The following is a 26,998-nucleotide window of genomic DNA, read 5'->3' as shown; positions in this document are numbered from 1 at the left end:
TATCACGCAGAAAAAGAGGATGAGGAATGGCAGAAGTTCAAAGAAGCACACTCTTGTAAAGTAGTTGAGAGAAATCTCTCAACCACAGGATACTTGTGCGATGACGGTGTGCTTTATCGGAGATAGGTAAATGAAAACCTACGACGTGACCGAAGCGGCCGAATATTGCAAATGCCATCCTGAAACGATTAGGGAGCATATCAGGGCAGACCGGTTGGTTGCATCCAAACCCGGTCGGAAATACTGTATTACCCAGTCTGCACTTGACGCATTTTTGAATGGTCTTGAAAATGACGCCGTGCAGGCTTCACTTACGAATAGGAGTGAAGAAAAATGCCTATCTACAAAAGAAACAATGGCATATGGTACGTTGACATCACAACGGCAGGCGGCCGCAGAATTAGACAGTCTGCTGGCACCAAAAACAGGGAAGAGGCCCAAAAGCTGCATGACAAACTAGCTTACGAGCTATGGCAGCAGCAATATTTGGGAAAGAAGCCTGAACGGTTGTGGGAGGAAGCAGCCGTCAGATGGATTAAAGAGCAGGGAGGTAAAAAGAAAAGTATCAAAGACGACATCAGCCGCTTGCGCGGCTTATCTCAATTCAGAGGTGTGTTTTTGCACCACATGAATCGGGACTTTATTATGGAAACCGTGGGTAGTTTTCCCTGTTCCGACAGCACCAAAAACCGCTATTTGGCGTTGATTAGGGCTATTTTGAATAAGGCCGCGCATGAGTGGAAATGGTTAGACAGCGTGCCGAAAATCACGTTGTACCGGGAAGCTAGACGGCGAATCCGTTGGCTAACGCGAGAAGAAGCGCAAAAACTGATAGCGGCACTGCCTGAATATTTGTCTGATATGGCGGTTTTCAGTTTGGCCACAGGATTGCGCCAGCGAAATGTTTTGGAGTTGAAGTGGGAGCAAATCAACCTCAGCCGTAAAACGGCATGGATTTATCCCGATGAAGCCAAAGCCGGACGCGCTATCGGTGTTGCTCTGAATCAGACTGCGCTCGGTGTGCTGGAAAAACGAATGGGGAAACACCCAACATTTGTTTTTACTTATCCGGATGGCCGTCCGGTAAAAAGCATCAGTTCGCGGATTTGGAAAAATGCGCTGGCTGAAGCCGGAATTACTGATTTTAGATGGCATGACCTGCGCCATACATGGGCAAGTTGGCTGGTACAATCCGGTGTTCCACTGGTGGCTTTGCAGGAGATGGGCGGATGGGAGAGCATCAGTATGGTGCAGCGTTACGCACATCTTGCCCCTGAACATTTGCATGAGCATGCGGCTGTATTGGACGGTGCCGGTCTTGGTTTCGGCACAAATTCGGCACACCCCAAGATAGGTGGTGGCAAAGAAAAAAGCCTAAACGTTTGTTTAGGCTTAGGAAAGATGGTGGGTCGTGAAGGATTCGAACCTTCGACCAACGGATTAAAAGTCCGCTGCTCTACCAGCTGAGCTAACGACCCGAAAGAGTTGCAAAGTATATAAGCTCGATGCTTCTGCGTCAACATATTTTTGAAAGCAGCAGGGTTTGGGGGTTTTGTTATACAATCGCGTTTATTGATTAATGCCTGTCTGAAAGAAGCGGATGCAAAACGAAAACAATTTATGCTGGCTTGATATGGAAATGACCGGTCTGGATCCGGAAAAAGAGCGGATTATCGAGGTGGCGATGATTATTACCGATGCGGATTTAAATGTGCTGGCGCAGTCGGAAGTGTATGTTGTCCATCAAAGTGATGAGGTTCTGAATGCGATGGACGATTGGAACACGGCCACGCACACGCGCACGGGTTTGGTGCAGCGGGTAAGGGAATCCAAGCTTACCGAAGACGAGGTGGAGCAGAAGCTGCTGGACTTTATGGCGCAATGGATTCCTGAAAAAACTTCGCCGATGTGCGGCAACACCATTCATCAAGACCGCCGTTTTATGGTGCGCTATATGCCCAAGCTTGAGGCTTATTTCCATTACCGCAATCTGGATGTGTCAACCCTGAAAGAACTTGCCCGCCGCTGGCATCCGGCGGTGGCCAAGAGCGTGGTGAAGCGGGGTTCGCATCAGGCGTTGGACGATATTTTGGAAAGTATTGAAGAGATGCGCCATTACCGCGAGCATTTTATTAAGTTGCCCGAATAGCAAATGCCTGTCTGAATGTTTCAGACAGGCATCATATTGTGTTGACAGTAAATTCATATTTCATATATTGTGCCGGGCGCACTCTGTTTATCGGCAAATCCTATCCGCTTAAATGTCTTTCGCAACAGAAACGGCAAAATTTCCTACAATTCCTTTTTTATAAAAATCTCAACAAGAAACCCGCAATGAATATTAATACAACGCCTGTCTGGCAAGCTTTGACCGAACATTACACACACACGCGCAACGTGGAAATGCGTAAGCAGTTTGCCGATGAACCCGACCGCTTCAGCCGCATGCATGAAAAGCTGCACGGTATGCTGGTGGATTTCAGCAAAAACCGCGTTAATGAGGAAACCCTATCCCTGCTTTGCCGGCTGGCCGAAACCGCAGGCCTGCCTGAAAAAGCCGAAGCCATGCGCCGCGGCGGCATCATCAACACCAGCGAAAAGCGTGCCGTATTGCACACGGCGCTGCGTCTGCCGGCGGATGCCGGGCCGGTTTATGTAAACGGCGAAAACGTGGTGCCCAAGCTGCATCGGGAGCTGGAGCGCGCGCTGGATTTTGCCGAAAAACTGATTAGCGGCGAATACACCGGCAGCAGCGGCGAGCGCATCACGGATTTGGTGCACATCGGTATCGGCGGCTCCGATTTGGGGCCGCAAATGGTGGCGCTGGCCTTGAAGCCTTATCACAAAAACGTGCGCGTGCATTTTGTGTCGAACGCGGATGATGCCGACATTGCCGAAGTGCTGCCCAAACTGGATGCGCGCCGCACCGTGTTCAGCATTGCCAGTAAATCTTTCGGCACGCCGGAAACCCTGCTCAATGCCCACACCGCGCGGGATTGGTTCTTAGCGCAAGGTATGGGCGAAGCCGATATTAAGCGCCATTTCGTTGCGATTTCTTCCAACCTGCCTGCGGTGGCGCAATTCGGTATCGCGCCGGAAAATATTTTTGCCATGTTCGATTGGGTGGGCGGCCGCTATTCCGTGTGGTCGGCGATCGGGCTGCCTGTGATGGTGGCTGTGGGCGCCGAGCATTTCCGTGCTTTTCTGGCCGGCGCGCATGCGATGGACGAGCATTTCTTCAGTGCGCCCTACCGCCGCAATATTCCCGTGCTGCTTGGTCTTTTAGGCGTTTGGTACAGCAATTTTTACGGCGCCGAAAGCCATGCCGTGATTCCTTACAGCCACGCGCTGCGCCGCCTGCCCGCCCACTTGCAGCAGCTTGATATGGAAAGCAACGGCAAACACACCACGCTGGGCGGCAAAGAGGTCGATTACCAAACCGGCCCGATTATCTGGGGCGAAGAGGGCGTGAACTGCCAACATGCGTTTTTCCAATTGATTCATCAGGGCACGCGCCTGATTCCGGTGGATTTTGTCGTGCCCGTTACCACGCCGTACCAAATCGGCTCGCATCATCAATTTGTGGTGGCCAATGCTTTCGCCCAATCCGAAGCACTGATGCGCGGTAAAACCCTGGAAGAAGCCCGAGAAGCGCTGGCGCATTTGCCGGAAAACGAGCGCAGCGAGTTGGCCGTTCACAACGAATTCAGCGGCAACCGCCCGAGCAACACCATTTTGCTCGATGCGCTCGACCCGTTCACATTAGGTATGCTGATTGCGATGTATGAACACAAAGTGTTTGTACAAGGCGCGGTTTGGCAGATTAATTCATTCGACCAATGGGGCGTGGAATACGGCAAAGTGCTGGCCAAAACCATCCAGCCCGAGCTGGCAGGTGCAGGCACTCCGCAGCACGACAGCTCTACCAACGGTTTGATTGCTTATTACCGCAGCCAGCATCAAGGCTGATGCCGCATCAAAACCATGCCTGTCTGAAAAAGCGGTTTCAGACAGGCATGTTTATGGTTAAACCGCTTACAGAATAACAGCGCCGTCATACTCGGGCTTGCCCCGAGCGCCTGTACAAGCTTTCTGCGGATACTTATGTATGCCTGTCTGAAACCCACTATGAATGGCTTTTCAGACAGGCATTCAAACAATTCATGCCATCAATCTCCCGTTTTCCGTTACTATTACAGCAAATTAAGAATAAGGAAAAACAATGGATAATAAGCAACAACTGCAAACCGGCCTGCAAGAAATGGGGCTTTCACTCACCACCGCGCAGCAATTGCTGCTGCTCGAATATGTGGCGCTGCTGAAAAAATGGAACAGCACATACAACCTTACCGCCCTGCGCGACGAAAACACCATGATCAGCCACCATGTGCTCGACAGCCTCACGCTGCTGCCCTATGTGAAAGACGCCAAAACCCTGATGGACGTAGGCTCGGGCGGCGGTATGCCCGGCATTCCCACCGCCATTTGCCGGCCGGATTTGCAGATTACGCTTTTGGATTCCAACACCAAAAAAACCACCTTCCTCCAGCAGGCCGTTATCGAGCTGGGTTTAAACAACGTTACCGTGGCCAGCGGCCGCGTGGAAGCGATGCATGATAAAAAAGTGGATGTGGTAACCAGCCGCGCGTTCGCCGAGCTGGCCGACTTTATCGCGCTGACCAAACATCTGTTGAACGAAAACGGCTATTGGGCGGCGATGAAAGGCGTGTATCCTTACGAAGAGCTGGAGCATGTGCCCGACAATGTGGAAGTGGCGTGCGTAGAAAAGCTGGATGTGCCCATGCTCAATGCCGAGCGGCATATGGTGGTGATGCGCCCGAAAAAATAAACTGCCCGCAAGCCGCCTTTAAGGCGGCTTTTTGCCGCACACGCAAGCCGCAGATACCTTTTTCAAAAGAATAAAGGTACAATTCCACCCAGTTTTCACATTCACCGGCCAACATCATGAGCATAAACATTATCGCGATTGCCAATCAAAAAGGCGGAGTGGGCAAAACCACCACCGCCGTTAACCTTGCCGCTTCGCTTGCCGCCGCCGGTCAGCGTGTTTTAGTGGTGGATTTAGACCCGCAAGGCAATGCCACCACCGGCAGCGGTATCGAGAAAAACACCATCTCCAACGGGATTTATCAGGTTTTATTGGGCGAATCCGAAGTGAAAGAGGCTGTATTGCGCAGCGAGAGCGGCGGTTATGATGTGTTGGCGGCCAACCGTGCGCTGGCCGGTGCGGAAGTGGAATTGGTGCAGGAAATCGCCCGTGAGATGCGCCTGAAAAATGCGCTGGCGGCAGTGGCCGACGATTATGATTATGTGTTAATCGATTGCCCGCCCACACTGACGCTGCTGACCTTAAACGGCCTGGTGGCGGCCAACGGCGTGATTGTGCCGATGGTATGCGAATATTATGCACTGGAAGGTATTTCCGATTTGGTGGCAACCGTGCGCAAAATCCGCCAAGCCATTAATCCGCAGTTGGATATCCTCGGTATCGTGCGCACGCTTTACGACAGCCGAAGCCGCCTTTCGCAAGATGTGTCGGAGCAGCTGCAAACCCATTTCGGCAAGCAATTGTTTGCCACGACGATTCCGAGAAACGTGCGCTTGGCCGAAGCGCCCAGCCACGGTATGCCGATTTTGGCTTACGACGCCAAAGCCAAAGGTGCGGTGGCTTATGAGGAATTGGCTCAGGAAGTGTTGACCAGAACGAAAACGAAATAAGCTGTATGAATACGATAATGCCTGTCTGAAAAGCTTTCAGACAGGCATTACTTAATCGGTTTTGGGGCTGAGTCGGATGTTTATCTGCGTCAGCCTGTCAGGTTTTAACGTTTGGGGTTACAGCCTTTGAAAATGATTTCTTGGCCTGGGGAGGTGACCATTACAGAATTTTTGCGGTGATTTGCGCGGTCCAGATAGTTGGTACTCAGTTTAAAATTGTTTTCATCACCGAACACGGTATCAACATTATCCGAAACATTCAGGTTGATCGGCATGTAGCGGGTTTTGCCGTGCATATAGGCTGATGCGTATACAGGCAGGTTTTGTTTGTTGAAACCGTAAGTTACTTTCAGTTTTTTACCTTGTTGGCAAGAGTAAGTTACCACTGATTTTTTTACGGCTTTACCGGCTGGGTTTTCGGCATGGGCAAGGCCTGAAGCAAGCAAAGAACAAGCCAATAATGCAGCAGATAATTTTTTCATATCATTGTTTCCTTAAAATGAATGACATATTAATGTATGGGGCACCGATAGAATCATCAGGGACGTGCCGGAAAGTGATTATACATAGGTGTATGTTTTGTAATAGAGACACGGTGTAATGTTGAGTTAAAAAGCATAAAAGTAACGGGAATTATTTTTTGCTTAAATAACCATGCCTGTCTGAAACATGGTTCAGACAGGCATGGTGCGGCATTGGAACGATTAAGCGTTGCCTTGCTCTTGCTGCTGCTGGTAGAGCGCTTCGAAGTTGATCGGTGCGAGCAATACCGGCGGGAATCCGGCGCGGGTAATGGTGGAAGACACGGCTTCGCGCGCGTAAGGGAAGAGGATGTTGGGGCAGGCTACGGCAAGCAGCAGCTGCAAATCTTCTTCGGGAATGTTGGCCAGGCGGAAGATGCCGCTTTGGGTCACTTCGTTGAGGAACATCACGCGCTCTTCCGCCAGCTTGGCGGTTACGGTTACGGTTACGCTCACTTCGTAGAATTCGTCTTCCAGCTTTTGGCTTTCGGTGGCTACGCGCATATCCACATTCGGTTCGCTTTGTTCTAAAAATACTTTGGGTGCGTGCGGCACTTCCAGCGACATGTCTTTTACATACAGCTTTTCAATACTGAACACGGGCTGGTTTTCTTGTTGGACTTGGTCTTGAACTTGATCTTGTTCGCTCATTATTTGTCTCGCTTTTATGAGGTTTTTAAGGTTGGAAAAGGAAACGGTGCGCTATTCACCGTTGAGTAAGCTGACGAGGCCGCCTTTTTTGTGCAGCGCCTGCATATCGGTAAAGCCGCCCACATGGGTGTCGCCGATGAAAATCTGCGGCACGGTGCGCTGGCCGGTAATCTGTTGCATCTCTGCAAAAGCGGCGCTGTCGCGGCTGATGTCGATTTCTTTGATTTCGCTCACGCCAAGTTGGCTGAGCAGTCTTTTGGCCATGCCGCAATAGGGGCAGTAGGAGCCGGTGTACATGGTAACGGGTTGCATGGCGGTAATTCCTGCTTGATGATGGTTGCAGTATGGAGCCTGAGGTGTGTTTTTACAAGATGCCTGTCTGAAAATTATTGTGCCGGTTGCGGAGGCGGCAGGAGGCGCTCTACGATTTTGTCGATTTCGTTGACATAATAGTCGGATTTCGGGCTGTTGACCAACACGACAACGGCCAGCGGCGAGCTGTTGGCATGGTGGGGCAGGTAGTAGCCTGCCAAGGCGCGCACGTTTTTCAAGGTGCCGGTTTTGAGGTAAAGCTCGCCCTTTCGGCTTTTGAAGCGATGCTCCAAGGTGCCGTCGGTGCCGGCGATGGGCAGGGTGTTGATAAATGCCTGTCTGAAACGGCTTTCGTAGCTTTTGGCCAGCAGTTCGCCGAGAAAACGGGCGGTCAGCCGCTCGCGGCGGGAGAGACCGGAGCCGTTTTCCAGAATCAGGGCTTCGTCGTCGAGGCCGGCTTTAACCAGCTCGCGCCGCACGGCGGCTTGGGCGTTTTGCCCGGTTTGGTTGTCGGCGGCGCGCTCGCCCATGGTGAGGAATACGGTGCGGGCAATCACGTTGTTGGAAAGCTTGTTCATGCTGGTTAAGGCTTCGCGCAAAGGCGGGGAGCGGTGCACGGCCAGGGTGGCTGCATCGGCCGGCGCGGTGCCGACGCGGTAGCCGGATGCCATCTGTCCGCCTGCGGCACGCCATTGGTTGACAAAGCTTTTGGCGGCAAAATCCTGCGTGTCGAGCATGTTGATAAAGGTTTCTTGGCCGATACAGGCTTCGGGCAGCGTGCCGCTCATGTGCAGCACGCCGTTTTCATATTTGGCGGAAAGGTAGCGTTTGAGCGAGCGGCAGGTGCCGAAGGGGGTGAAGCGCACTTGGTTGTTTTGCGCCACATCGGGCAGAGGCGGGTTGGTGGTTATCACGGGCAGGCCGGCTTCGTTGAATGCGGGTTTGAGCCACACCACTTTGTAAGCCAGCATTTGCGGGTCGGGATCGGTGGTAAAGGCTTCGCCGGCATCGTCGTCAAAACCGTGTGCGGTACCTGCGTTGCCCCAGATGTTGCGGTCGAACACCAGCGAGCCGGTAATCCGGTTGATGCCTTTGTCGCGCAATTGCTGCTGCGCGGCGATGAGGTCATCTTGATCCATAACCGGATCGCCGCTGCCCACCCAATAGATGTCGCCGTTCAGGCTGCCGCCGCTTACGGGGGCGGCGGATTTGAATTCGGTTTGCCAGCGGAAATCCGGCCCCAGTGCGTTGAACGCGGCAAACGCCGTAACCAGCTTCATGGTGGAAGCCGGGTTGAACGAGGCGTCGGCCTGATGCGCCACGCGTACGGTTTTGCTGTTGAGGTCTTGCACATACACCGCGATTTCCTGCGGCGGAATCGTGCCGGTGTCGAGCGCGGATGCGGCAGCGGGCAGCAGGAGCAGGGCGGAGAGCAGAAAGCGGCGCATCCGCTTTTCAGACAGGCATTGTGTGTTCATTTTTCCGTATCGTTATCGTGTGTTTTGTGAGATTGAAATACCATGCGGATTTTACTGAAAACGGCACGCGGCATCATTAAAAACCAACCGTGCGGCAGCGAATCGGCTTTTCAGACAGGCATCGGTTGCTACATCTCCATCGGGTCGATATCCACCGACCACCTTACCGCCGAACCGCGGTAGCTTTGCAATACTTGCAGCCACATCGCGGCGGCGCGGTGCAGGTTTTTGCGGGAGGCCGATTCGATAAACACTTGCGCGCGTTCGCGCTCCGCCAGCCGCACCATCATCATCGGCACGGGGCCGAGCAGGGCGGTGTCTTCCGGCAACAGCGGCTCGACCACGGCTTTGATTTCGTTGAGAAAGCGCACAGCGTCATCTACTTTGGGCGCATCGGCGCGGACGGCTGCCTGAAAACCGAAAGGCGGCATGCCGAACATTTTCCGCTCTGCCGACTCGGCGTCGGCAAACGCGCGGTAATTTTGCGCTTTCACGGCGGCGAACACGGCATGCTCGGGCAATTGGGTTTGTATTAACACGCGCCCCGCCGTATCGGCGCGCCCGGCACGGCCGGAAACCTGCATCAGCTCGGCAAACAAGCGCTCCGGTGCGCGGAAATCCGCGCTGTAAAGCGAGCCGTCGGCGTTGAGCACCACCACCAGATTCAGCCGCGCAAAGTCGTGCCCCTTGGCCAGCATTTGCGTGCCGACCAGAATATCGATGCTGTCGGCAGCAATATGTTCATACAAAGCCGCCCAATCGTTTTTGTTGGACGTGCTGTCGCGGTCGACGCGGGCGATGCGTGCCTGCGGCAGGAATGTGCGCAGCGTTTCTTCCACGCGTTGCGTGCCCTGGCCGACCGCGGTCAAATCCTGATTGCCGCAATCCGGGCATTTATAAGGAATGGCCTGTCTGAAATCGCAATGATGGCAACGCAGCTGGCGCGCGCGCTGGTGCAGCACCATCTTGGCCGAGCAGCGCGGGCAGCCGAAAATATGGCCGCAGTCGCCGCAAAACAGCGCCGGTGCAAAGCCGCGGCGGTTGAGATAAACCAGTGACATGCCGCCTTGCCGATGGTTTTCTTGCAGCAGCTTCAAGGCCTGCGGTGAAAAACCGTTATCCAGCTTCACGCGGCGCACATCCAAAATATCCACTTGCGGCAGGCGCGCGGCGGTGTGGGCGCGCTTGTTCAACTCAAGCAGCCGGTAAGCGCCCGTTTGCGCTTTGTGCCAGCTTTCCAAACTCGGCGTGGCGCTGCCCAAAATCACAGGACAGACGCTCTGCCTGCCGCGCCACACCGCCAAATCGCGGGCATGGTAGCGCAGCTCGTTATCCTGTTTGAACGAAGCATCGTGTTCTTCGTCCACCACAATCAAGCCCAAATCCGGCAGCGGCGTAAACACCGCCAGCCGTGTGCCGATAACCAGCTTGGCCTGCCCCGTGAGCGCGCGCAGATAATCCTGCGTGCGTTTGCCCGCGGCGGTTTGGCTGTGCAGCACGGCGGTGGGAACGTGCGCAAACCGCGTTTGCACGCGTTTGAGCAATTGCGGCGTCAGATTAATCTCGGGCAGCAAAAACAAAACCTGCCTGCCCGAAGCCAACACCTCGGCCATCACATCAAAATACACTTCCGTCTTGCCGCTGCCCGTGACGCCGTAGAGCAGAAACGTTTGAAAGCCGCCGATGCCTGTCTGAACCGCATCCGAAGCCGCCTGCTGCGCTTCGTTTAACGCATATTCCGCCGGCGGAATTACCGGGTCTGCGGCGCGGCTCCGCTCAATCCAACCCGCCCCGCACCATTCGGCCACCAACTTCGCTGCCTGCGGATGAACCGTTTTCAGACAGGCCATATCCTTTGCACCTTCACGCAAAGCCAGCCACAGCGCACGTTTCTTATGAAAGCGCTCCGGCGGCGGCTCATCCGCACGGCCCTGCTCATTGAGCGTATAAAAAACAGGCAGTTGCGGCGGCTCCACCGCTTTCGTTTCCCGCAAACCCTGAGGCAGCGCCGCAAACACCGCCTGCCCGAGCGGGTAGAGATAATAACGCGCCACAAAATCCAGCAGCGCGCGCCAGTTTTCCGGCAAAAGCAGTTCCGCGTCAAAAACTTCCTGCACCGGCAGAATTTTCGACACCTCGATATCCGGCGCCACCGAATGCGCCCAAACCACCCCCACCGCAGGCTTGCCGCGAAAAGGCACCGCCACCCGCGTGCCGGGCGGGATGGGGGCGGGGTGGGCATAAGTGAGCAGGCCGAGGGGAACGTTGAGGGCGATATGGTGGTAAATCATGGCGGGTATTATAAAACGGATTGGAACGGGAAAATGCCTGTCTGAAACTTTTGGCTCCGCAGAAACGCGCGTAGCTTGTTTTCAGACAGGCATTGTAGAGATGAATTGGTTTTGAATTGGGAAAACTTTAAAATGCTTGAATGGGTTTATGGCTTTGAAACTGTCAATTTATTTGTAATCTCATCATGAATAGAATATGTGTACGCTTATGTAACAGACTTCAATTTGATAATCCGGGAAAATTAGCTTTATGTTGGCTATTTTGTGCGGTGTTTTTCGATATTTTCTGTATGGGTTTGTTGGAGGTAAAACCCATTTTCGGTATTTATGACCGTCAAGAAATCTTAATGGAAAATGTTTCGGTTGAAGTTGTCGGCAGGCCTTATGAAAAACTGCTCTTAATCAGTGATGCCATTAATGAGTATCAAGGAAGTTGTGTCGGTTTGAATTATTCGGTATGTGAACCTTATTTCAATGCCGCACTTTCGGCACGAGAGCTAAAATATATCAAAATGAGCGACCGTTCCGGTTTTGTGCTGTATATGAGATTTGCCAACCCGCTAAATGATGCAGATGTAATCATTGATAATGTAAAACACAAAGAAGAAATTGAGATGCGATACAAAAGAACCAACAGATATATTCTGTACCTTTTATTGATTTCGAACCTGCTGCCGGCTTTTTTTGCTGCATTATGGGTTTTCAAGAAATACTGTTGTGATGGAAAACCCAATACCGCTTGATTAGAAGCTGGTTTGGTTTTCAAATGCCTGTCTGAAACTTTTGGCTCCGCAGAAGCGTGTGTAGCTTGTTTTCAGACAGGCATTTTCTGTCGGCTATGCTTTTAAAACGCACCGAACCGGCGTAAAATGCTCGGTTTAATTTGATTAACAGGCGGTATGTAACTGCCTGAATTTTCGGAAAAGCAGAATGAGTCAACCACACAATCCCCAAACCGAAGAACCCCAATTAGACGAAAACCAAATCATCGCCCTGCGCCGCGAAAAATTAAACGAACTGCGCAAACACGGCATCGCCTTCCCCAACCAATACAAGCGTGATGCCTTTGCCGGCGATTTGCAGGCGCAATACGGTTCGCTGGAAAAAGCCGAGCTCGACCCGCAGGAAATCCCCGTTAAAGTGGCCGGCCGCATGATGCTGCAACGCGCCATGGGTAAAGCCAGCTTCGCCACCATCCAAGACGTGAGCGGCCAGATTCAAGTGTATGTGAACAATCAAGGCGTGGGCGAAGACGTGCACAACGCCTTCAAACATTGGGATTTGGGCGACATCATCGGCGTGGAAGGCACGCTGTTCAAAACCAACCACGGCGAATTGACCGTGCGTGCATCCAAGCTGCATCTGCTCACCAAATCGCTGCGGCCGCTGCCCGACAAACACAAAGGCCTGACCGACCAAGAGCAGAAATACCGCCAGCGTTACGCCGATCTGATTACCAACCAAGATTCGCGCAACACTTTCATCAAACGCAGCAAAATCATCCAAGCCGTGCGCAACTACATGGTTAACGAGCGTTATCTCGAAGTGGAAACCCCGATGATGCACCCGATTCCCGGCGGTGCCACGGCCAAGCCCTTCGTTACCCACCACAACGCGCTCGACATGCCGCTTTATTTGCGCATCGCCCCCGAGTTGTATCTGAAACGCTTGGTTGTGGGCGGTTTGGAGCGCGTGTTTGAAATCAACCGCAGCTTCCGCAACGAAGGCATGAGCACCCGCCACAACCCAGAATTCACCATGATGGAATTCTACGAAGCGTTCTGCACTTACGAGCGCATGATGGAAATGACCGAAGGCGTGATCCGCCATGCCGCCAAAGAAGTGTGCGGCACCGCCAAAGTGAGCTACAACGGCAAAGAAGTCGATTTGGAAAGCCCGTTCGAGCGTTTGACCATTCTCGAAGCCATCAAAAAATACAACCCGCACTACACCGACGAGCAGTTGAACGATGCCGAATGGCTGAAAAAAGAGATCGTGAAACACGGCGAAAAAATCCCGCCGTCGCCCGGTATCGGCAGCCTGCAATTGGCCTTGTTTGAAGGCTGTGCGGAAAGCAAACTGTGGAACCCGACGTTTATCATCGACTATCCGGTGGAAGTGTCGCCGCTGGCGCGCGCATCCGACACCAAACCCGGCTTAACCGACCGCTTCGAGCTGTTTATCGTCGGCCGCGAGTTGGCCAACGGCTATTCGGAGCTGAACGACCCCGAAGACCAAGCCGCCCGCTTTAAAGCGCAAGTGGCGCAGAAAGATGCCGGCGACGACGAAGCCATGCACTACGATGCCGACTACATCCGCGCCATGGAATACGGCCTGCCCCCCACCGGCGGCAGCGGCATCGGCTTGGACCGCTTGGTGATGCTGCTCACCGATGCGCCGTCTATCCGCGATGTGATTCTATTCCCGCAAATGCGCCCCGAATAAAGCAAGATAGCCAAATGCCTGTCTGAAAAGCTTTTCAGACAGGCATTTTTTTATCCCATCACATACCCCAAAATGCCTGTGGAAAACACGGCAATCAATACGGTCGGCAGCATGGAAAGCCTGCTTGCGGCAAGCAGCGTGATTGTCAGTGCAATCAGTTCATGCGGTTTGCCGGACACAAAATGCGGTGCAATCACGGCAATCAGCACGCAGCCGGGCGCCGCTTCCATCACTCTTGCGGCGCGTTTGCCGAGCGTGCGGTTGCGCAGGACGAAAAAGCCGATTAAGCGGGTGGAATAAGTGGCGGCCAGCATACCCAAAATCGTTAGAAAAGAAGACCAGCTGATCATGCGCTTTCCTCCGCCAGATAAGCTGCGGCCAATCCTGCGAGCGCACCGGCGGGCACATACCATGCGCCGTCAACAGTGAGATAAACCGCAGCCGCCGCAATCAGGCTCACGAGCCAAGGCAGGGCGGCTTTGAAACCTTTCCACATGCCGCGCAGCAACACCAGAAACACGGCCGGAAAGGCCATGCCGAAGCCCCAAGCTTCCACATTGCCCAATTGCGGGCCGACAGCTGTGCCCAATGCGGTGAGCAATACCCACATCACATACAAAGTCAGTGCCGTGCCCATGTAATAAGGCAGGCTGAACGCAGGCAGCCCTTGCGCCTTGCGTTTCAAAGCATCGGCCATGCCCAGCGCCCAGCTTTCATCGGTCATAAAAAACAGAGCGGGTAAGGCCCTTTTCATCGGCAGATGGCGTAGATAAGGCGCCAGAGCCGCCCCCATCAAAATATGGCGCGTGTTGATCATAAAGGTAACGCCGATAATCAGCAGCACCGGCAGCGGGTCTCCCCACAACCCGACAGCGGCAAATTCCGAGCCGCCGGCAAAGTTCAGTCCGGTCATCAAAGGCATTTCCAAAACGCTCATCCCTTTTTCTGCACCCTGCACACCCAATATCAGTGCAAACGGCAACATGCCGAACAATACCGGCACCACTTCTTTCATGCCGCGTATAAATTCGGATTTTGGGGAAGGTTGGGGCGGAACCATAGGAAGCTTTCGTGGACTCAATTTGAAGAAAATGCGCCATTATAACGGAATATAACTGATAAAACTTCGGGCAAATGCCGCTGTTGTAATGCGCGGCGGCGGATTGAATCTGTTAAAATCCCGATTTCGCTGTTTTGCATTTCAGACAGGCAATGCCTGTCTGAAAACTTGTTTTGATTATGCTGAGGATAAACCTATGAACCGCAACGAAGAGCTTTTCAACCGAGCCAAAGCCATTATTCCCGGCGGCGTGAACTCGCCTGTGCGCGCATTCGGCAGCGTCGGCGGCGTGCCGCGTTTTATTAAAAAAGCGCAGGGCGCGTTTGTGTGGGACGCGGCCGACAAGCAATATATCGATTATGTCGGCTCATGGGGGCCGGCGATTGTGGGGCATGCGCATCCCGAAGTGCTCGAAGCCGTGCGCGAAGCGGCTGTAGACGGTTTATCGTTTGGCGCGCCGACCGAAGTGGAAATCGTGATTGCAGAAGAAATCGCCAAAATCCTGCCGAGCGTGGAGCAGCTGCGCTTGGTAAGCTCGGGCACGGAAGCCACCATGAGCGCCATCCGCCTGGCGCGCGGCTATACCGGCCGAGACAAAATCGTGAAATTCGAAGGCTGCTACCACGGCCATTCAGACAGCCTTTTGGTCAAAGCCGGCTCCGGTCTGCTCACATTCGGCAACCCCAGTTCCGCGGGCGTGCCTGCCGACTTCACCAAACATACCGTGGTATTGCCTTATAACGATACCGAAGCGTTGAAAGAAGCATTTGCCGGGTTCGGCCACGAAATCGCCTGCGTGATTATCGAGCCGATTGCGGGCAATATGAATTTGGTAAAACCGAGCAGTGAATTCGTACAAACCCTGCGCCGGATTACCGAAGAAAACGGCAGCGTGCTGATTTACGATGAAGTGATGACCGGTTTCCGCGTGGCTTTGGGCGGCGCGCAATCGCTGCACGGCATCACGCCCGATTTAACCACCATGGGCAAGGTAATCGGCGGCGGTATGCCGCTGGCGGCGTTTGGCGGTAAAAAAGAAATCATGGCCTGCATTTCGCCTTTGGGCGGCGTGTATCAGGCGGGCACTTTGTCGGGGAACCCCGTTGCCGTGGCTGCCGGCTTGAAAACGCTGGAAATTATTCAGCGCCCCGGTTTCTACGAAAACCTTACCGCGCGCACCGAACAGCTGGTGAACGGTCTCGCCGAAGCGGCGCGGGCGGCAGGCACGGTGTTTACCGCCGATTCGGTGGGCGGCATGTTCGGCCTGTATTTCGCCGGCAAAAAGCCTGAAACCTACGCCGATATGACGGCTTCGAATATCGAGAATTTCAAACGTTTTTTCCACGGTATGCTGGAGGAAGGCGTGGCATTCGGCCCGTCGGCTTACGAAGCCAGCTTTATGTCTGCCGCGCACACGCCGGAGTTGATTGAAGACACCGTGAAAGCAGCGCGCAAAGTGTTTGCCGCCATGTCGGTTTAAGCGGCCGGTGCCTGTCTGAAAGCGGGTAACGCGGCTTTCAGACAGGCATTCAAGTTTTTTCCGATACCGTCCAGCCGGGCTGCCTTTACCCGGCCGGGCCCAATCAAGCATAATCACATCACACATTAATAAATCCAATCCGACTACTGAGGAATCAAAACATGGCATTTCTAAAACTCACCGAACAAAACGTACAAGGCAAAACCGTATTGATCCGCGCCGATATGAACGTGCCGTTTAAAGACGGCAAAATCAGCGACGACACCCGCATCCGCGCATCGCTGGCTTCCATCAAATACGCGTTGGACAACGGCGCCGCCGTGATTGTGATGTCGCATCTCGGCCGCCCGACCGAGGGCGAATTCCACCCCGAAGACGACGTTGCGCCCGTTGCCGCGCATCTGGGCGGCCTGTTGGGTAAAGAAGTGAAAGTGTTGAACGACTGGCAGGAAAACAAACCCAATTTGGCTGCCGGAGAAGTGGCCATGCTGCAAAACGTGCGCATCAACAAAGGCGAGAAGAAAAATGCCTCCGAGCTGGGCAAAGCCTATGCTTCGTTGTGCGACGTGTTTGTGAACGACGCATTCGGCACTGCGCACCGTGCGCAAGCCTCAACCGAAGCCGTTGCCACCGCCGCGCCGCTTTCCTGCGCCGGTATTTTGATGGCCGAAGAATTGGACGCTTTGGGCAAAGCCCTCAAAGAACCCGCACGCCCGATGGTGGCCATTGTGGCAGGCAGCAAAGTGTCCACCAAGCTGACCATTTTGGAAAGCTTGGCCGACAAAGTGGATCAATTGATTGTGGGCGGCGGCATTGCCAACACTTTCTTGCTGGCACAAGGCAAACCCATCGGCAAGTCGCTGGCGGAAGCCGACTTGGTGGACGAAGCGAAAAAAATCATGGAAAAAATGTCGGCCAAAGGCGGCGCCGTGCCGCAGCCGGTTGATGTGGTGGTGGCCAAAGAATTTGCCGAAAATGCCGAAGCGACCGTGAAATCAATCGACGACGTAGCAGCCGACGAGATGATTCTCGACATCGGCCCGAAATCAGCAGAGCAATTGGCCGATTTGCTGAAGAAAGCCGGCACCGTGGTGTGGAACGGCCCGGTCGGCGTGTTTGAGTTCGACCAGTTTGCTGGCGGTACCGAAGTGTTGGCCAAAGCCATCGCCGAAAGCCCGGCTTTCTCGATTGCCGGCGGCGGCGACACCTTGGCAGCCATTGCCAAATTCGGCATCACCGACCAAATCAGCTACATTTCCACCGGCGGCGGCGCGTTCCTCGAGTTTTTGGAAGGCAAAGAATTGCCCGCCGTAGCCGCGTTGGAAAAATTCGCAGGTTAACCCCACCGTTTTCCGCTTAGCGGGAACAACGTACAATGCCTGTCTGAAAGTTTTTTCAGACAGGCATTGTTTATGTAAGTATATAGTTAATCAACACATTTTTAATACAAGGCAGCAACGCCGTAGTAAAATTTAAGTTGATCAACTATAGTGGGTCACTTAAGGTTTGTTATCGCAATGCGCGTCTTTAATTTCATATTTCTGTTACTTTCTAAGATTGCGCTTCATGGCCGCGCGGCCACTTACTTTCTTTGCTTCGCCAAAGAAAGTAAGCAAAGAAAGGCGACCGAGGTTGCCGGTTTGCTGCGCAAACTGCCCTCACTGCGCATGATTTTCGGGGCGGCCGCTAGTCGCTTCACTCCGGGAGCGGCCTTGTTTCCCTGAAAACCCCGCTCCGTTCGGCGGCGCCGGCGGGCAGGCAGAAATAGCCAAGATTTACTCATGATTTAAACATACGATTTTTTAGATGACTTACTGTAAATAAACAAATGCCTGTCTGAACTGTTTTTCAGACAGGCATAAACACCAACCCGGTAATATCAGGAAACCATCATGCCGCACAGCAAACACGAAATCCGCAGCCGGCTGCGTCGGGCACGCAAAAGCCTTTCCGGCCGGGAACGCCGTCGCGCCACGCTTGCCGCCAACCGGAATCTGAAAAAGTTGCTCAAGCGCGGAAAAAAATTGGCGGTATATTGGCCGGTTGGCAGCGAATTGGTGTTGGACGATCTGGTTCGCAGCGCGTTCAAGCGCGGCGTGCAAGTTTATCTGCCCTATATCGAAAAACGCAGCCTGCGGCTTTGGTTTACCCCTTACCATGCGGGTTTAAGCCCTGAGCGCAACCGCAAAGGCCGCCTGAATATTCCACAATTCCAGGGCAAAAAAATACGTGCCGAACATATGGATGCTATGTTGCTGCCATTGGTGGGCGTGGATGCGCAAGGCTGCCGGTTGGGGCAGGGCGGCGGTTATTATGATGCTTCGCTGTTGTATGCACGGTTTGGCAGACCTCTGAAAATCGGAGTGGGATTTGCTTGCCAAATGGTGCCGGCATTGCCGCGCGAAGCGCATGATATGCGCTTGGATGCTTTTGTGAGCGAGCGGGGAGCAGTATGGTTTTGAGGCTGTAACCGATAAGTCTGCTGCTAACCATGCCTGTCTGAAAAAGTTTCAGACAGGTATTTGCGTTTCTTTACAGAAAAATCTATTTAAATCTGAGAGATAGATGGAATATTGGGGTGCGAACAGGCAAACAGGCTTTTGATGAATCTATCGGAAAGGAAATCAAAATATGCAAACGGTTTCTTATGCGGCAATCTACCCCCACACCTGCAACAAAGCTTTGTATGTGGCAATGGCGCTTTTATTCGGCACGTTCGGCGTACACAAATTCTGTGCCGGCCGGATATGGATGGGGGTGCTCTATGTTGCGCTGAGTTTCACGTCTATCCCAACGGTGATCGGTGTGATCGAAGGCGTACTGGCCGCGTTTAAGCCTACGGATTCTTTCGGTGCAATTGTGGTTTAAATTTAACGGGCCGATACCTGCGGATTATTCAGGTATCGGCCTGTTTTAAGCCATTATTTTAGTGACAAAAGCAAGTCTCTAAACGTGTTCGGATCTTTGATAAAAGTCATCTCCCCTTCTTGGGGGAAGTAAAAATCCAATAACCTCGACACCCAAAAACGGATACATCCCGCCCGCTGGGCTATCGGAAAATATTCTTTTTCTTCCCGGCTGATTGGCCGCGCGCTTTCGTAACCCTCAAGAAATGCCGATTTTAATTGCGGATCAATAATATTTTGCGAAGTGCGGGCCCAGTCATTAACCGCAATGGCCAAGTCATACATGAAATTACCATTGCAAGCATAATAAAAGTCGATAAAGCCGGTTATCTGATTGCCATTTAACAATACATTGTCTTTGAATAAGTCTGCATGAATAATGCCGCTAGGTAAATCAAGGGCTTGGGCAGAATGCTTATCAATATCGGCAATTTCAGATTTTAAAAGTAAAACGTCATTGGGGTCTAAAACAGGTAACAGCTTTTGGGCAGATGCTTTCCACCATTCGGTATAGCGGGGGTTTTTCATGCTCATAGGAAATGATTGGCCGGAAATATGCATTTTTGCCAACATCGCTCCGGTGCTGAAGCATTGTAAATCCGTAGGCCAGCTGATATTGCAACCATCCAAACAACTGACAATGCAAGCCGGTTTTCCGGCTAATGTTGAGTCGAATTTTCCGTCTTTTCTTTGTATCGGCAAGGGGCAAGCCACTCCGGATTCGTTCAAATGTTTCTTCAATAGCAGGAAAAACGGAAGCTCATGTTGCTCTAATACTTCAAATACCGTTAATACATAGCGCCCCGAAGAAGTGGTTAAAAAATAATTGCTATTGGTAACACCTTGCGCAATCCCTTGCAAAGAAACAAACTGACCCAATTCATAAAAGGCCAAAAGGTCATTTATTTCATCATTAGAAACATGGGTATAAACTGACATTATTTATAATAAAATATTGATCGATAAATTAAAATCTTGATGCTATAGAGGGAAAGATTCAATTTGGTAAATTGTAAAGCCTGTGAATGATTGAACCAAATTCGAACCAAAGTTTTGTGTAGATAATATACACACTTGTTTATTGTTTCAATAGAATGAAACAGCAGGGCTTTCTGAAAGCACCTTGTTAGAGAATTTAAGCCTGTTTGCAGTTTGGAGGTGAATGAAAATGCATTTCCGTAGAGCAAAGTTTAAAACTAAATATTGAGTTAAAACAGCGTATTGTTGTATTTGTCCGTATTTTGTTGTTTTGGGGTATTGACGTTGTGATTGTGTGGGCGTATAGTTCGGTTTCTTCGCTGCTTCGGCAGTGACTGACAGGCCGGTTATTATAGCATAGTGCTGTTTTGATTGGTTTAGCTCTTTAACAATACAGATTACCGATAAGTGTGGGTGCGGCGAGCCCCACACTGTTTGAAAGACAGACAAGAAATCTTGTCGGTTTCTTTGAAGCAGACCAGAAGTTAAAAAGTTAGAGATTGAACATAAGAGTTTGATCCTGGCTCAGATTGAACGCTGGCGGCATGCTTTACACATGCAAGTCGAACGGCAGCACGGAAGAGCTTGCTCTTTTGGTGGCGAGTGGCGAACGGGTGAGTAATGCATCGGAACGTACCGAGTAGTGGGGGATAACTGTCCGAAAGGATGGCTAATACCGCATACGCTTTGAGAAGGAAAGCAGGGGATCTTCGGACCTTGCGCTATTCGAGCGGCCGATGTCTGATTAGCTGGTTGGTGGGGTAAAGGCCTACCAAGGCGACGATCAGTAGCGGGTCTGAGAGGATGATCCGCCACACTGGGACTGAGACACGGCCCAGACTCCTACGGGAGGCAGCAGTGGGGAATTTTGGACAATGGGCGCAAGCCTGATCCAGCCATGCCGCGTGTCTGAAGAAGGCCTTCGGGTTGTAAAGGACTTTTGTCAGGGAAGAAAAGCTTTGGGTTAATACCCTGGAGTGATGACGGTACCTGAAGAATAAGCACCGGCTAACTACGTGCCAGCAGCCGCGGTAATACGTAGGGTGCGAGCGTTAATCGGAATTACTGGGCGTAAAGCGAGCGCAGACGGTTACTTAAGCAGGATGTGAAATCCCCGGGCTCAACCTGGGAACTGCGTTCTGAACTGGGTGGCTAGAGTATGTCAGAGGGGGGTAGAATTCCACGTGTAGCAGTGAAATGCGTAGAGATGTGGAGGAATACCGATGGCGAAGGCAGCCCCCTGGGATAATACTGACGTTCATGCTCGAAAGCGTGGGTAGCAAACAGGATTAGATACCCTGGTAGTCCACGCCCTAAACGATGTCAATTAGCTGTTGGGGCACTTGATGCCTTAGTAGCGTAGCTAACGCGTGAAATTGACCGCCTGGGGAGTACGGTCGCAAGATTAAAACTCAAAGGAATTGACGGGGACCCGCACAAGCGGTGGATGATGTGGATTAATTCGATGCAACGCGAAGAACCTTACCTGGTCTTGACATGTACGGAATCCTCCAGAGACGGAGGAGTGCCTTCGGGAGCCGTAACACAGGTGCTGCATGGCTGTCGTCAGCTCGTGTCGTGAGATGTTGGGTTAAGTCCCGCAACGAGCGCAACCCTTGTCATTAGTTGCCATCATTTGGTTGGGCACTCTAATGAGACTGCCGGTGACAAACCGGAGGAAGGTGGGGATGACGTCAAGTCCTCATGGCCCTTATGACCAGGGCTTCACACGTCATACAATGGTCGGTACAGAGGGTAGCCAAGCCGCGAGGTGGAGCCAATCCCACAAAACCGATCGTAGTCCGGATTGCACTCTGCAACTCGAGTGCATGAAGTCGGAATCGCTAGTAATCGCAGGTCAGCATACTGCGGTGAATACGTTCCCGGGTCTTGTACACACCGCCCGTCACACCATGGGAGTGGGGGATACCAGAAGTAGGTAGGGTAACCGCAAGGAGCCCGCTTACCACGGTATGCTTCATGACTGGGGTGAAGTCGTAACAAGGTAGCCGTAGGGGAACCTGCGGCTGGATCACCTCCTTTCTAGAGAAGAGCAGGTTTGTCGCATTCACACTTATCGGTAAACTGTATATTGAAGAAGCGGTATTATTGAAGAAGCGATTGTAAAGATTGCTTGATGAGACCTGGGTTTGTAGCTCAGCTGGTTAGAGCACACGCTTGATAAGCGTGGGGTCGGAGGTTCAAGTCCTCCCAGACCCACCAGACATTCTCAAAGCAAGAGTAAGCAGTATCGATACTTGAGTAAGAGTATGGGGGCATAGCTCAGTTGGTAGAGCACCTGCTTTGCAAGCAGGGGGTCATCGGTTCGATCCCGTTTGCCTCCACCAAAAACTTCAATAAAAGGACTTTACAAATTAAAGTTAGCTGCTACAATGCGCAGCTCATTTTAATTTGCGAAGTTTGAGACAAAAGTTTGTTTCATATAAACGCATTGATCTTTAACAAATTGGAAAGCCGAAATCAACAAACAAAGACAATGTCGGCTTACTGTAACAGGTAAGCCGCAGTATTTGGGTGATGATTGTATCGACTGAGCTGTGAAACACAAAAGGCACAGTTCAGTACACAACAAGCAGTAAGCTTTGTCAAAGTAAAGTCTTCAAGTTACGTAGGTAGTCAACGCCGAAACAACGAAGTCAGAGAGGTTCTTGAAATGATAGAGTCAAGTGAATAAGTGCATCAGGTGGATGCCTTGGCGATGATAGGCGACGAAGGACGTGTAAGCCTGCGAAAAGCATCGGGGAGCTGGCAATAAAGCTATGATCCGGTGATGTCCGAATGGGGAAACCCACCGTATTTTGTACGGTATCCTTATCTGAATACATAGGATAAGCGAAGCGAACCCGGAGAACTGAACCATCTAAGTACCCGGAGGAAAAGAAATCAACCGAGATTCCGTAAGTAGCGGCGAGCGAACGCGGAGGAGCCTGTATATGATAGCTGTTGAGATAGAAGAACAAGCTGGGAAGCTTGGCCATAGTGGGTGACAGCCCCGTATTCGAAATTTCATCAGTGGTACTAGGTATACGACAAGTAGGGCGGGACACGTGGAATCCTGTCTGAATATGGGGGGACCATCCTCCAAGGCTAAATACTCATCATCGACCGATAGTGAACCAGTACCGTGAGGGAAAGGCGAAAAGAACCCCGGGAGGGGAGTGAAATAGAACCTGAAACCTGATGCATACAAACAGTGGGAGCCTATTTATTGGGTGACTGCGTACCTTTTGTATAATGGGTCAACGACTTACATTCAGTAGCGAGCTTAACCGGATAGGGGAGGCGTAGGGAAACCGAGTCTTAATAGGGCGATGAGTTGCTGGGTGTAGACCCGAAACCGAGTGATCTATCCATGGCCAGGATGAAGGTGCCGTAACAGGTACTGGAGGTCCGAACCCACGCATGTTGCAAAATGCGGGGATGAGCTGTGGATAGGGGTGAAAGGCTAAACAAACTCGGAGATAGCTGGTTCTCCCCGAAAACTATTTAGGTAGTGCCTCATGTATCACTTCCGGGGGTAAAGCACTGTTATGGCTAGGGGGTCATTGCGACTTACCAACCCATGGCAAACTAAGAATACCGGAAAGTGCAATCATGGGAGACAGACAGCGGGTGCTAACGTCCGTTGTCGAGAGGGAAACAACCCAGACCGCCAGCTAAGGTCCCAAATGATAGATTAAGTGGTAAACGAAGTGGGAAGGCCCAGACAGCCAGGATGTTGGCTTAGAAGCAGCCATCATTTAAAGAAAGCGTAATAGCTCACTGGTCGAGTCGTCCTGCGCGGAAGATGTAACGGGGCTCAAATCTGTAACCGAAGCTGCGGATGCACTAAGTGCATGGTAGGGGAGCGTTCTGTAGGCCGAAGAAGGTGACTTGAGAAGGTTGCTGGAGGTATCAGAAGTGCGAATGTTGACATGAGTAGCGATAAAGCGGGTGAAAAGCCCGCTCGCCGAAAGCCCAAGGTTTCCTACGCAACGTTCATCGGCGTAGGGTGAGTCGGCCCCTAAGGCGAGGCAGAAATGCGTAGTCGATGGGAAACGGGTTAATATTCCCGTACTTGATTCAAATGCGATGTGGGGACGGAGAAGGTTAGGTTAGCAAGCTGTTGGAATAGCTTGTTTAAGCCGGTAGGTGGAAGACTTAGGCAAATCCGGGTCTTCTTAACACCGAGAAGTGAAGACGATTGTCTACGGACAAGAAGTAACCGATACCACGCTTCCAGGAAAAGCCACTAAGCTTCAGTTTGAATCGAACCGTACCGCAAACCGACACAGGTGGGCAGGATGAGAATTCTAAGGCGCTTGAGAGAACTCGGGAGAAGGAACTCGGCAAATTGATACCGTAACTTCGGGAGAAGGTATGCCCTTCGATGTGAAAGACTTGCTCTGTAAGCATTGGAGGGTCGCAGAGAATCGGTGGCTGCGACTGTTTATTAAAAACACAGCACTCTGCTAACACGAAAGTGGACGTATAGGGTGTGACGCCTGCCCGGTGCTGGAAGGTTAATTGAAGATGTGCAAGCATCGGATCGAAGCCCCAGTAAACGGCGGCCGTAACTATAACGGTCCTAAGGTAGCGAAATTCCTTGTCGGGTAAGTTCCGACCCGCACGAATGGCGTAACGATGGCCACACTGTCTCCTCCCGAGACTCAGCGAAGTTGAAATGGTTGTGAAGATGCAATCTCCCCGCTGCTAGACGGAAAGACCCCGTGAACCTTTACTGTAGCTTTGCATTGGACTTTGAAGTCACTTGTGTAGGATAGGTGGGAGGCTTAGAAGCAGAGACGCCAGTTTCTGTGGAGCCGTCCTTGAAATACCACCCTGGTGTCTTTGAGGTTCTAACCCAGGTCCGTGATCCGGATCGGGGACCGTGCATGGTAGGCAGTTTGACTGGGGCGGTCTCCTCCCAAAGAGTAACGGAGGAGTTCGAAGGTTACCTAGGTCCGGTCGGAAATCGGACTGATAGTGCAATGGCAAAAGGTAGCTTAACTGCGAGACCGACAAGTCGAGCAGGTGCGAAAGCAGGACATAGTGATCCGGTGGTTCTGAATGGAAGGGCCATCGCTCAACGGATAAAAGGTACTCCGGGGATAACAGGCTGATTCCGCCCAAGAGTTCATATCGACGGCGGAGTTTGGCACCTCGATGTCGGCTCATCACATCCTGGGGCTGTAGTCGGTCCCAAGGGTATGGCTGTTCGCCATTTAAAGTGGTACGTGAGCTGGGTTTAAAACGTCGTGAGACAGTTTGGTCCCTATCTGCAGTGGGCGTTGGAAGTTTGACGGGGGCTGCTCCTAGTACGAGAGGACCGGAGTGGACGAACCTCTGGTGTACCGGTTGTGACGCCAGTCGCATCGCCGGGTAGCTAAGTTCGGAAGAGATAAGCGCTGAAAGCATCTAAGCGCGAAACTCGCCTGAAGATGAGACTTCCCTGAGGGCTTGACCCTCCTAAAGAGTCGTTCGAGACCAGGACGTTGATAGGTCGGGTGTGGAAGCGCAGTAATGCGTGCAGCTAACCGATACTAATTGCTCGTGAGGCTTGACTCTATCATTTGAAGAACTTTGCATTCTGAAGGATGCGGTACTTTGAATATGAAAGCTTATATCAGTCTTGAAGACGATACACATCACAGTTGATTAAAGAATAAATAAGTGGAAGGACTCTTCCATAACGGCTTTCCCGATTTGTACAGTTTACGTCTGGCGGCCATAGCGAGTTGGTCCCACGCCTTCCCATCCCGAACAGGACCGTGAAACGACTCAGCGCCGATGATAGTGTGGATACCCATGTGAAAGTAGGTCACTGCCAGACACCCATTCAGAATCCCCGATATTGTATGATATCGGGGATTCGCTTTTGCTTTTGGCGGTATTGGGTGTATGGCGGTGCAGAGGGGTAAAAATTTAATAGTTGAACTGTTGTAAAACTGATAATAACGGGAAAAACGGCTTGTAAGGCCGGGAGGGTTTGGTTATGATGGCTGTTCATAAAGGGCGGAGGCTCGTTATGTACGGTATATTGACCAAACACATTCGGGAAACCGGCTGTATCATATTAAGGATGGAACATACATGAAAAAACTGATGTTGGGTGTGTTGGCGGCGTTGTCGTGTGCGTGGTCGCTGGCGGCGGTGAATATCAATACGGCGACGGCGGAGGAGTTGAAGGCGTTGCCGGGTATCGGCCCGGCGAAGGCGGCGGCGATAGTGGAATACCGTCAGGCCAACGGTGCCTTTAAAAGTGTGGAGGAGTTGAAGAAGGTGAAGGGTATCGGGGACGGTATCTTCAATAAGCTGAAGGAAGAGGCGACGGTGTCGGGTGCGGCGAAGGCCAAACCGGCCAAACCGGTGCAGCCCAAGGCCAAGTAGCCTTTAACTGGAAACGAAGCTGTTAACACCGATAGTGCAAAAGGCCCGTCAACGGGCCTTTGTTGCGGGCTGGCTGGAGGTGAACGCGTCAATAAGACGGAAGATGCAGACGCTGTTCGGACAGGCAGGGTTCGGGTTCATAAGTTGATAAGAAATTCGGCGTTGCCATTTCAATCATCCCGCTTTGAAAAGCCTCATACCCTAAAACCATCCCAAACAGTAAATAAACATATAAATCAGTGTATAAGTCTTACTTAAATATGCTCGTATAATATACCTATGTTTATTATTGGAGGCTGAAGTAGATTAGCCTTAAATACCACACCAAAGCTGCAGAGTTTTTTTAACTGCTGTTTTGGTGTACCGAAGTTAAAACGAAACTCACATTCTTTCAAGAATAAAGGAAAAGTCTTTCGGTAAACTCCGTTGTATTGCGTAAGACATGTTTCACCTGATTCCAAAAATTCTCAATGCTGTTGATGTGATTTTGTCGGTTGGCAATAACTGGCTGTGGTTAATCCAGTGGTAGTAAAACATTGGCATTCAAGATGTCTAACTGCTTAAACTATCCATATAAACTGCGCTGTCAGGCGTGATTTTCCTTGTAATAACAGGAAATAAGCTTTCCTTTTGAGTATTATTCACTACAACCGTATAAACCTTACCTCCGCGTTTAAGGATACCGAAAACTACCACTTTACCCACCACACTCCTACCATGATTTTTACTTTTTCAGAGGACCTTTGC

The 26,998-nt window shown here is 51.8% G+C and carries 20 protein-coding genes, 3 tRNA genes, 3 rRNA genes and 2 pseudogenes; 18 read left to right on the top strand and 10 right to left on the bottom strand.

Annotated features, from left to right (window positions below):
• Positions 1-130 precede the first annotated feature (130 nt).
• Together EL143_RS02380 and EL143_RS02375 are read left to right on the top strand one after the other, a co-directional pair.
• The gene (locus EL143_RS02380; protein ID WP_085416870.1) at positions 131-460 is read left to right on the top strand and encodes a helix-turn-helix domain-containing protein; all 330 of its coding nucleotides are present in this window, start codon (positions 131-133) and stop codon (positions 458-460) included.
• Positions 361-1,336: pseudogene (locus tag EL143_RS02375) on the top strand (tyrosine-type recombinase/integrase); the annotation flags it as partial. The gene EL143_RS02380 and the pseudogene EL143_RS02375, both read left to right, overlap by 100 nt.
• Before the next feature lie 66 nt (positions 1,337-1,402).
• On the opposite strand, the gene EL143_RS02370 reads toward EL143_RS02375, so the two are convergent.
• A tRNA-Lys gene (locus EL143_RS02370) sits at positions 1,403-1,478 on the bottom strand.
• A gap of 122 nt (positions 1,479-1,600) precedes the next feature.
• Between EL143_RS02370 and orn the strand changes: the two genes are divergently transcribed.
• From orn to EL143_RS02350, 4 genes are all read left to right on the top strand, one after another.
• A complete protein-coding gene (gene orn, locus EL143_RS02365) occupies positions 1,601-2,149 on the top strand; it encodes an oligoribonuclease (RefSeq protein WP_085416868.1) in 549 nt (182 codons plus the stop codon).
• 185 nt (positions 2,150-2,334) lie between these two features.
• Complete coding sequence (gene pgi / locus EL143_RS02360; RefSeq protein ID WP_085416866.1) at positions 2,335-3,969, top strand: glucose-6-phosphate isomerase; 1,635 nt, start codon at positions 2,335-2,337, stop codon at positions 3,967-3,969.
• 253 nt (positions 3,970-4,222) lie between these two features.
• The gene (gene rsmG, locus EL143_RS02355; RefSeq protein ID WP_085416864.1) at positions 4,223-4,849 is read left to right on the top strand and encodes a 16S rRNA (guanine(527)-N(7))-methyltransferase RsmG; all 627 of its coding nucleotides are present in this window, start codon (positions 4,223-4,225) and stop codon (positions 4,847-4,849) included.
• Between the two features lie 116 nt (positions 4,850-4,965).
• Positions 4,966-5,739, top strand: coding sequence for a ParA family protein (locus EL143_RS02350; protein WP_085416862.1), 774 nt, complete (start codon positions 4,966-4,968; stop codon positions 5,737-5,739).
• Positions 5,740-5,843: 104 nt separating this feature from the next.
• Here the strand turns inward: EL143_RS02350 and EL143_RS02345 are convergent, their stop codons facing one another.
• The 5 genes from EL143_RS02345 to EL143_RS02325 all read right to left on the bottom strand — a co-directional run bounded on the left by EL143_RS02345 (position 5,844) and on the right by EL143_RS02325 (position 10,992).
• Positions 5,844-6,221: an ACP-like domain-containing protein gene (locus tag EL143_RS02345; protein ID WP_085416861.1), complete on the bottom strand. Its 378-nt coding sequence runs from the start codon at positions 6,219-6,221 to the stop codon at positions 5,844-5,846.
• 222 nt (positions 6,222-6,443) lie between these two features.
• Positions 6,444-6,911 carry a protein-export chaperone SecB gene (gene secB, locus EL143_RS02340; RefSeq protein WP_085416859.1) on the bottom strand — a complete coding sequence of 156 codons (468 nt, stop codon included), beginning with the start codon at positions 6,909-6,911 and terminating at the stop codon, positions 6,444-6,446.
• 51 nt (positions 6,912-6,962) lie between these two features.
• Positions 6,963-7,223, bottom strand: coding sequence for a glutaredoxin 3 (gene grxC / locus EL143_RS02335; RefSeq protein ID WP_085416857.1), 261 nt, complete (start codon positions 7,221-7,223; stop codon positions 6,963-6,965).
• A gap of 74 nt (positions 7,224-7,297) precedes the next feature.
• Positions 7,298-8,701 carry a D-alanyl-D-alanine carboxypeptidase/D-alanyl-D-alanine endopeptidase gene (gene dacB / locus EL143_RS02330; protein ID WP_085416855.1) on the bottom strand — a complete coding sequence of 468 codons (1,404 nt, stop codon included), beginning with the start codon at positions 8,699-8,701 and terminating at the stop codon, positions 7,298-7,300.
• 128 nt (positions 8,702-8,829) lie between these two features.
• Positions 8,830-10,992: a primosomal protein N' gene (locus EL143_RS02325; RefSeq protein ID WP_085416853.1), complete on the bottom strand. Its 2,163-nt coding sequence runs from the start codon at positions 10,990-10,992 to the stop codon at positions 8,830-8,832.
• A 290-nt stretch (positions 10,993-11,282) separates the two neighbouring features.
• Here EL143_RS02325 and EL143_RS02320 point away from each other — a divergent pair, with 290 nt between their 5' ends.
• Both EL143_RS02320 and lysS read left to right on the top strand, forming a co-directional pair.
• A complete protein-coding gene (locus EL143_RS02320; RefSeq protein ID WP_126326513.1) occupies positions 11,283-11,735 on the top strand; it encodes a hypothetical protein in 453 nt (150 codons plus the stop codon).
• Positions 11,736-11,922: 187 nt separating this feature from the next.
• Positions 11,923-13,437, top strand: coding sequence for a lysine--tRNA ligase (lysS, locus tag EL143_RS02315; protein WP_085416849.1), 1,515 nt, complete (start codon positions 11,923-11,925; stop codon positions 13,435-13,437).
• Between the two features lie 50 nt (positions 13,438-13,487).
• Here lysS and EL143_RS02310 read toward each other — a convergent pair whose 3' ends face one another.
• Entirely contained in the window at positions 13,488-13,787 is a 300-nt protein-coding gene (locus tag EL143_RS02310; protein WP_085416847.1) for an AzlD family protein, read from the bottom strand.
• Positions 13,784-14,497 (bottom strand): AzlC family ABC transporter permease, encoded by a 714-nt coding sequence (locus EL143_RS02305; RefSeq protein WP_085416845.1) that lies wholly within the window; start codon positions 14,495-14,497, stop codon positions 13,784-13,786. The genes EL143_RS02310 and EL143_RS02305 overlap by 4 nt, the downstream gene beginning before the upstream one ends.
• Before the next feature lie 196 nt (positions 14,498-14,693).
• Between EL143_RS02305 and hemL the strand changes: the two genes are divergently transcribed.
• From hemL to EL143_RS02285, 4 genes are all read left to right on the top strand, one after another.
• Complete coding sequence (gene hemL, locus EL143_RS02300) at positions 14,694-15,977, top strand: glutamate-1-semialdehyde 2,1-aminomutase (RefSeq protein ID WP_085416924.1); 1,284 nt, start codon at positions 14,694-14,696, stop codon at positions 15,975-15,977.
• Between the two features lie 161 nt (positions 15,978-16,138).
• Entirely contained in the window at positions 16,139-17,317 is a 1,179-nt protein-coding gene (locus EL143_RS02295) for a phosphoglycerate kinase (RefSeq protein ID WP_085416844.1), read from the top strand.
• Between the two features lie 549 nt (positions 17,318-17,866).
• Positions 17,867-18,439, top strand: coding sequence for a 5-formyltetrahydrofolate cyclo-ligase (locus EL143_RS02290; protein ID WP_372338571.1), 573 nt, complete (start codon positions 17,867-17,869; stop codon positions 18,437-18,439).
• A gap of 169 nt (positions 18,440-18,608) precedes the next feature.
• Positions 18,609-18,845 (top strand): TM2 domain-containing protein, encoded by a 237-nt coding sequence (locus EL143_RS02285; protein ID WP_085416838.1) that lies wholly within the window; start codon positions 18,609-18,611, stop codon positions 18,843-18,845.
• A 53-nt stretch (positions 18,846-18,898) separates the two neighbouring features.
• Here EL143_RS02285 and thrB read toward each other — a convergent pair whose 3' ends face one another.
• Positions 18,899-19,822, bottom strand: coding sequence for a homoserine kinase (gene thrB / locus EL143_RS02280; protein WP_085416836.1), 924 nt, complete (start codon positions 19,820-19,822; stop codon positions 18,899-18,901).
• A 541-nt stretch (positions 19,823-20,363) separates the two neighbouring features.
• Between thrB and EL143_RS02275 the strand changes: the two genes are divergently transcribed.
• The 6 genes from EL143_RS02275 (at position 20,364) to EL143_RS02250 (ending at position 26,251) form a co-directional block, all read left to right on the top strand.
• A 16S ribosomal RNA gene (locus tag EL143_RS02275) occupies positions 20,364-21,904 on the top strand.
• A 103-nt stretch (positions 21,905-22,007) separates the two neighbouring features.
• Positions 22,008-22,084, top strand: a tRNA-Ile gene (locus EL143_RS02270).
• 49 nt (positions 22,085-22,133) lie between these two features.
• Positions 22,134-22,209 (top strand) — tRNA-Ala (locus EL143_RS02265).
• A gap of 333 nt (positions 22,210-22,542) precedes the next feature.
• Positions 22,543-25,429 (top strand): 23S ribosomal RNA (locus EL143_RS02260).
• A gap of 152 nt (positions 25,430-25,581) precedes the next feature.
• Positions 25,582-25,694: ribosomal RNA gene (rrf, locus tag EL143_RS02255) — 5S ribosomal RNA — on the top strand.
• The 16S, 23S and 5S rRNA genes sit together here with 2 tRNA genes alongside, the layout of an rRNA operon.
• A gap of 260 nt (positions 25,695-25,954) precedes the next feature.
• Positions 25,955-26,251 carry a ComEA family DNA-binding protein gene (locus tag EL143_RS02250; RefSeq protein ID WP_085417575.1) on the top strand — a complete coding sequence of 99 codons (297 nt, stop codon included), beginning with the start codon at positions 25,955-25,957 and terminating at the stop codon, positions 26,249-26,251.
• Positions 26,252-26,563: 312 nt separating this feature from the next.
• Here EL143_RS02250 and EL143_RS02245 read toward each other — a convergent pair.
• Positions 26,564-26,968: pseudogene (locus EL143_RS02245) on the bottom strand (IS1595 family transposase); the annotation flags it as partial.
• Positions 26,969-26,998 lie beyond the last annotated feature (30 nt).

The organism is Neisseria canis, assembly GCF_900636765.1.
GTDB classification, from domain to species: domain Bacteria; phylum Pseudomonadota; class Gammaproteobacteria; order Burkholderiales; family Neisseriaceae; genus Neisseria; species Neisseria canis.
This window is presented reverse-complemented; position numbering and strand designations above follow the sequence as displayed.

Coding starts and splice junctions, on each gene's coding strand:
- EL143_RS02380 (WP_085416870.1), top strand. CDS start 131: ATGAAAACCTACGACGTGACCGAAGCGGCCGAATATTGCAAATGCCAT.
- orn (WP_085416868.1), top strand. CDS start 1,601: ATGCAAAACGAAAACAATTTATGCTGGCTTGATATGGAAATGACCGGT.
- pgi (WP_085416866.1), top strand. CDS start 2,335: ATGAATATTAATACAACGCCTGTCTGGCAAGCTTTGACCGAACATTAC.
- rsmG (WP_085416864.1), top strand. CDS start 4,223: ATGGATAATAAGCAACAACTGCAAACCGGCCTGCAAGAAATGGGGCTT.
- EL143_RS02350 (WP_085416862.1), top strand. CDS start 4,966: ATGAGCATAAACATTATCGCGATTGCCAATCAAAAAGGCGGAGTGGGC.
- EL143_RS02345 (WP_085416861.1), bottom strand. CDS start 6,221: ATGAAAAAATTATCTGCTGCATTATTGGCTTGTTCTTTGCTTGCTTCA.
- secB (WP_085416859.1), bottom strand. CDS start 6,911: ATGAGCGAACAAGATCAAGTTCAAGACCAAGTCCAACAAGAAAACCAG.
- grxC (WP_085416857.1), bottom strand. CDS start 7,223: ATGCAACCCGTTACCATGTACACCGGCTCCTACTGCCCCTATTGCGGC.
- dacB (WP_085416855.1), bottom strand. CDS start 8,701: ATGAACACACAATGCCTGTCTGAAAAGCGGATGCGCCGCTTTCTGCTC.
- EL143_RS02325 (WP_085416853.1), bottom strand. CDS start 10,992: ATGATTTACCACCATATCGCCCTCAACGTTCCCCTCGGCCTGCTCACT.
- EL143_RS02320 (WP_126326513.1), top strand. CDS start 11,283: ATGGGTTTGTTGGAGGTAAAACCCATTTTCGGTATTTATGACCGTCAA.
- lysS (WP_085416849.1), top strand. CDS start 11,923: ATGAGTCAACCACACAATCCCCAAACCGAAGAACCCCAATTAGACGAA.
- EL143_RS02310 (WP_085416847.1), bottom strand. CDS start 13,787: ATGATCAGCTGGTCTTCTTTTCTAACGATTTTGGGTATGCTGGCCGCC.
- EL143_RS02305 (WP_085416845.1), bottom strand. CDS start 14,497: ATGGTTCCGCCCCAACCTTCCCCAAAATCCGAATTTATACGCGGCATG.
- hemL (WP_085416924.1), top strand. CDS start 14,694: ATGAACCGCAACGAAGAGCTTTTCAACCGAGCCAAAGCCATTATTCCC.
- EL143_RS02295 (WP_085416844.1), top strand. CDS start 16,139: ATGGCATTTCTAAAACTCACCGAACAAAACGTACAAGGCAAAACCGTA.
- EL143_RS02285 (WP_085416838.1), top strand. CDS start 18,609: ATGCAAACGGTTTCTTATGCGGCAATCTACCCCCACACCTGCAACAAA.
- thrB (WP_085416836.1), bottom strand. CDS start 19,822: ATGTCAGTTTATACCCATGTTTCTAATGATGAAATAAATGACCTTTTG.
- EL143_RS02250 (WP_085417575.1), top strand. CDS start 25,955: ATGAAAAAACTGATGTTGGGTGTGTTGGCGGCGTTGTCGTGTGCGTGG.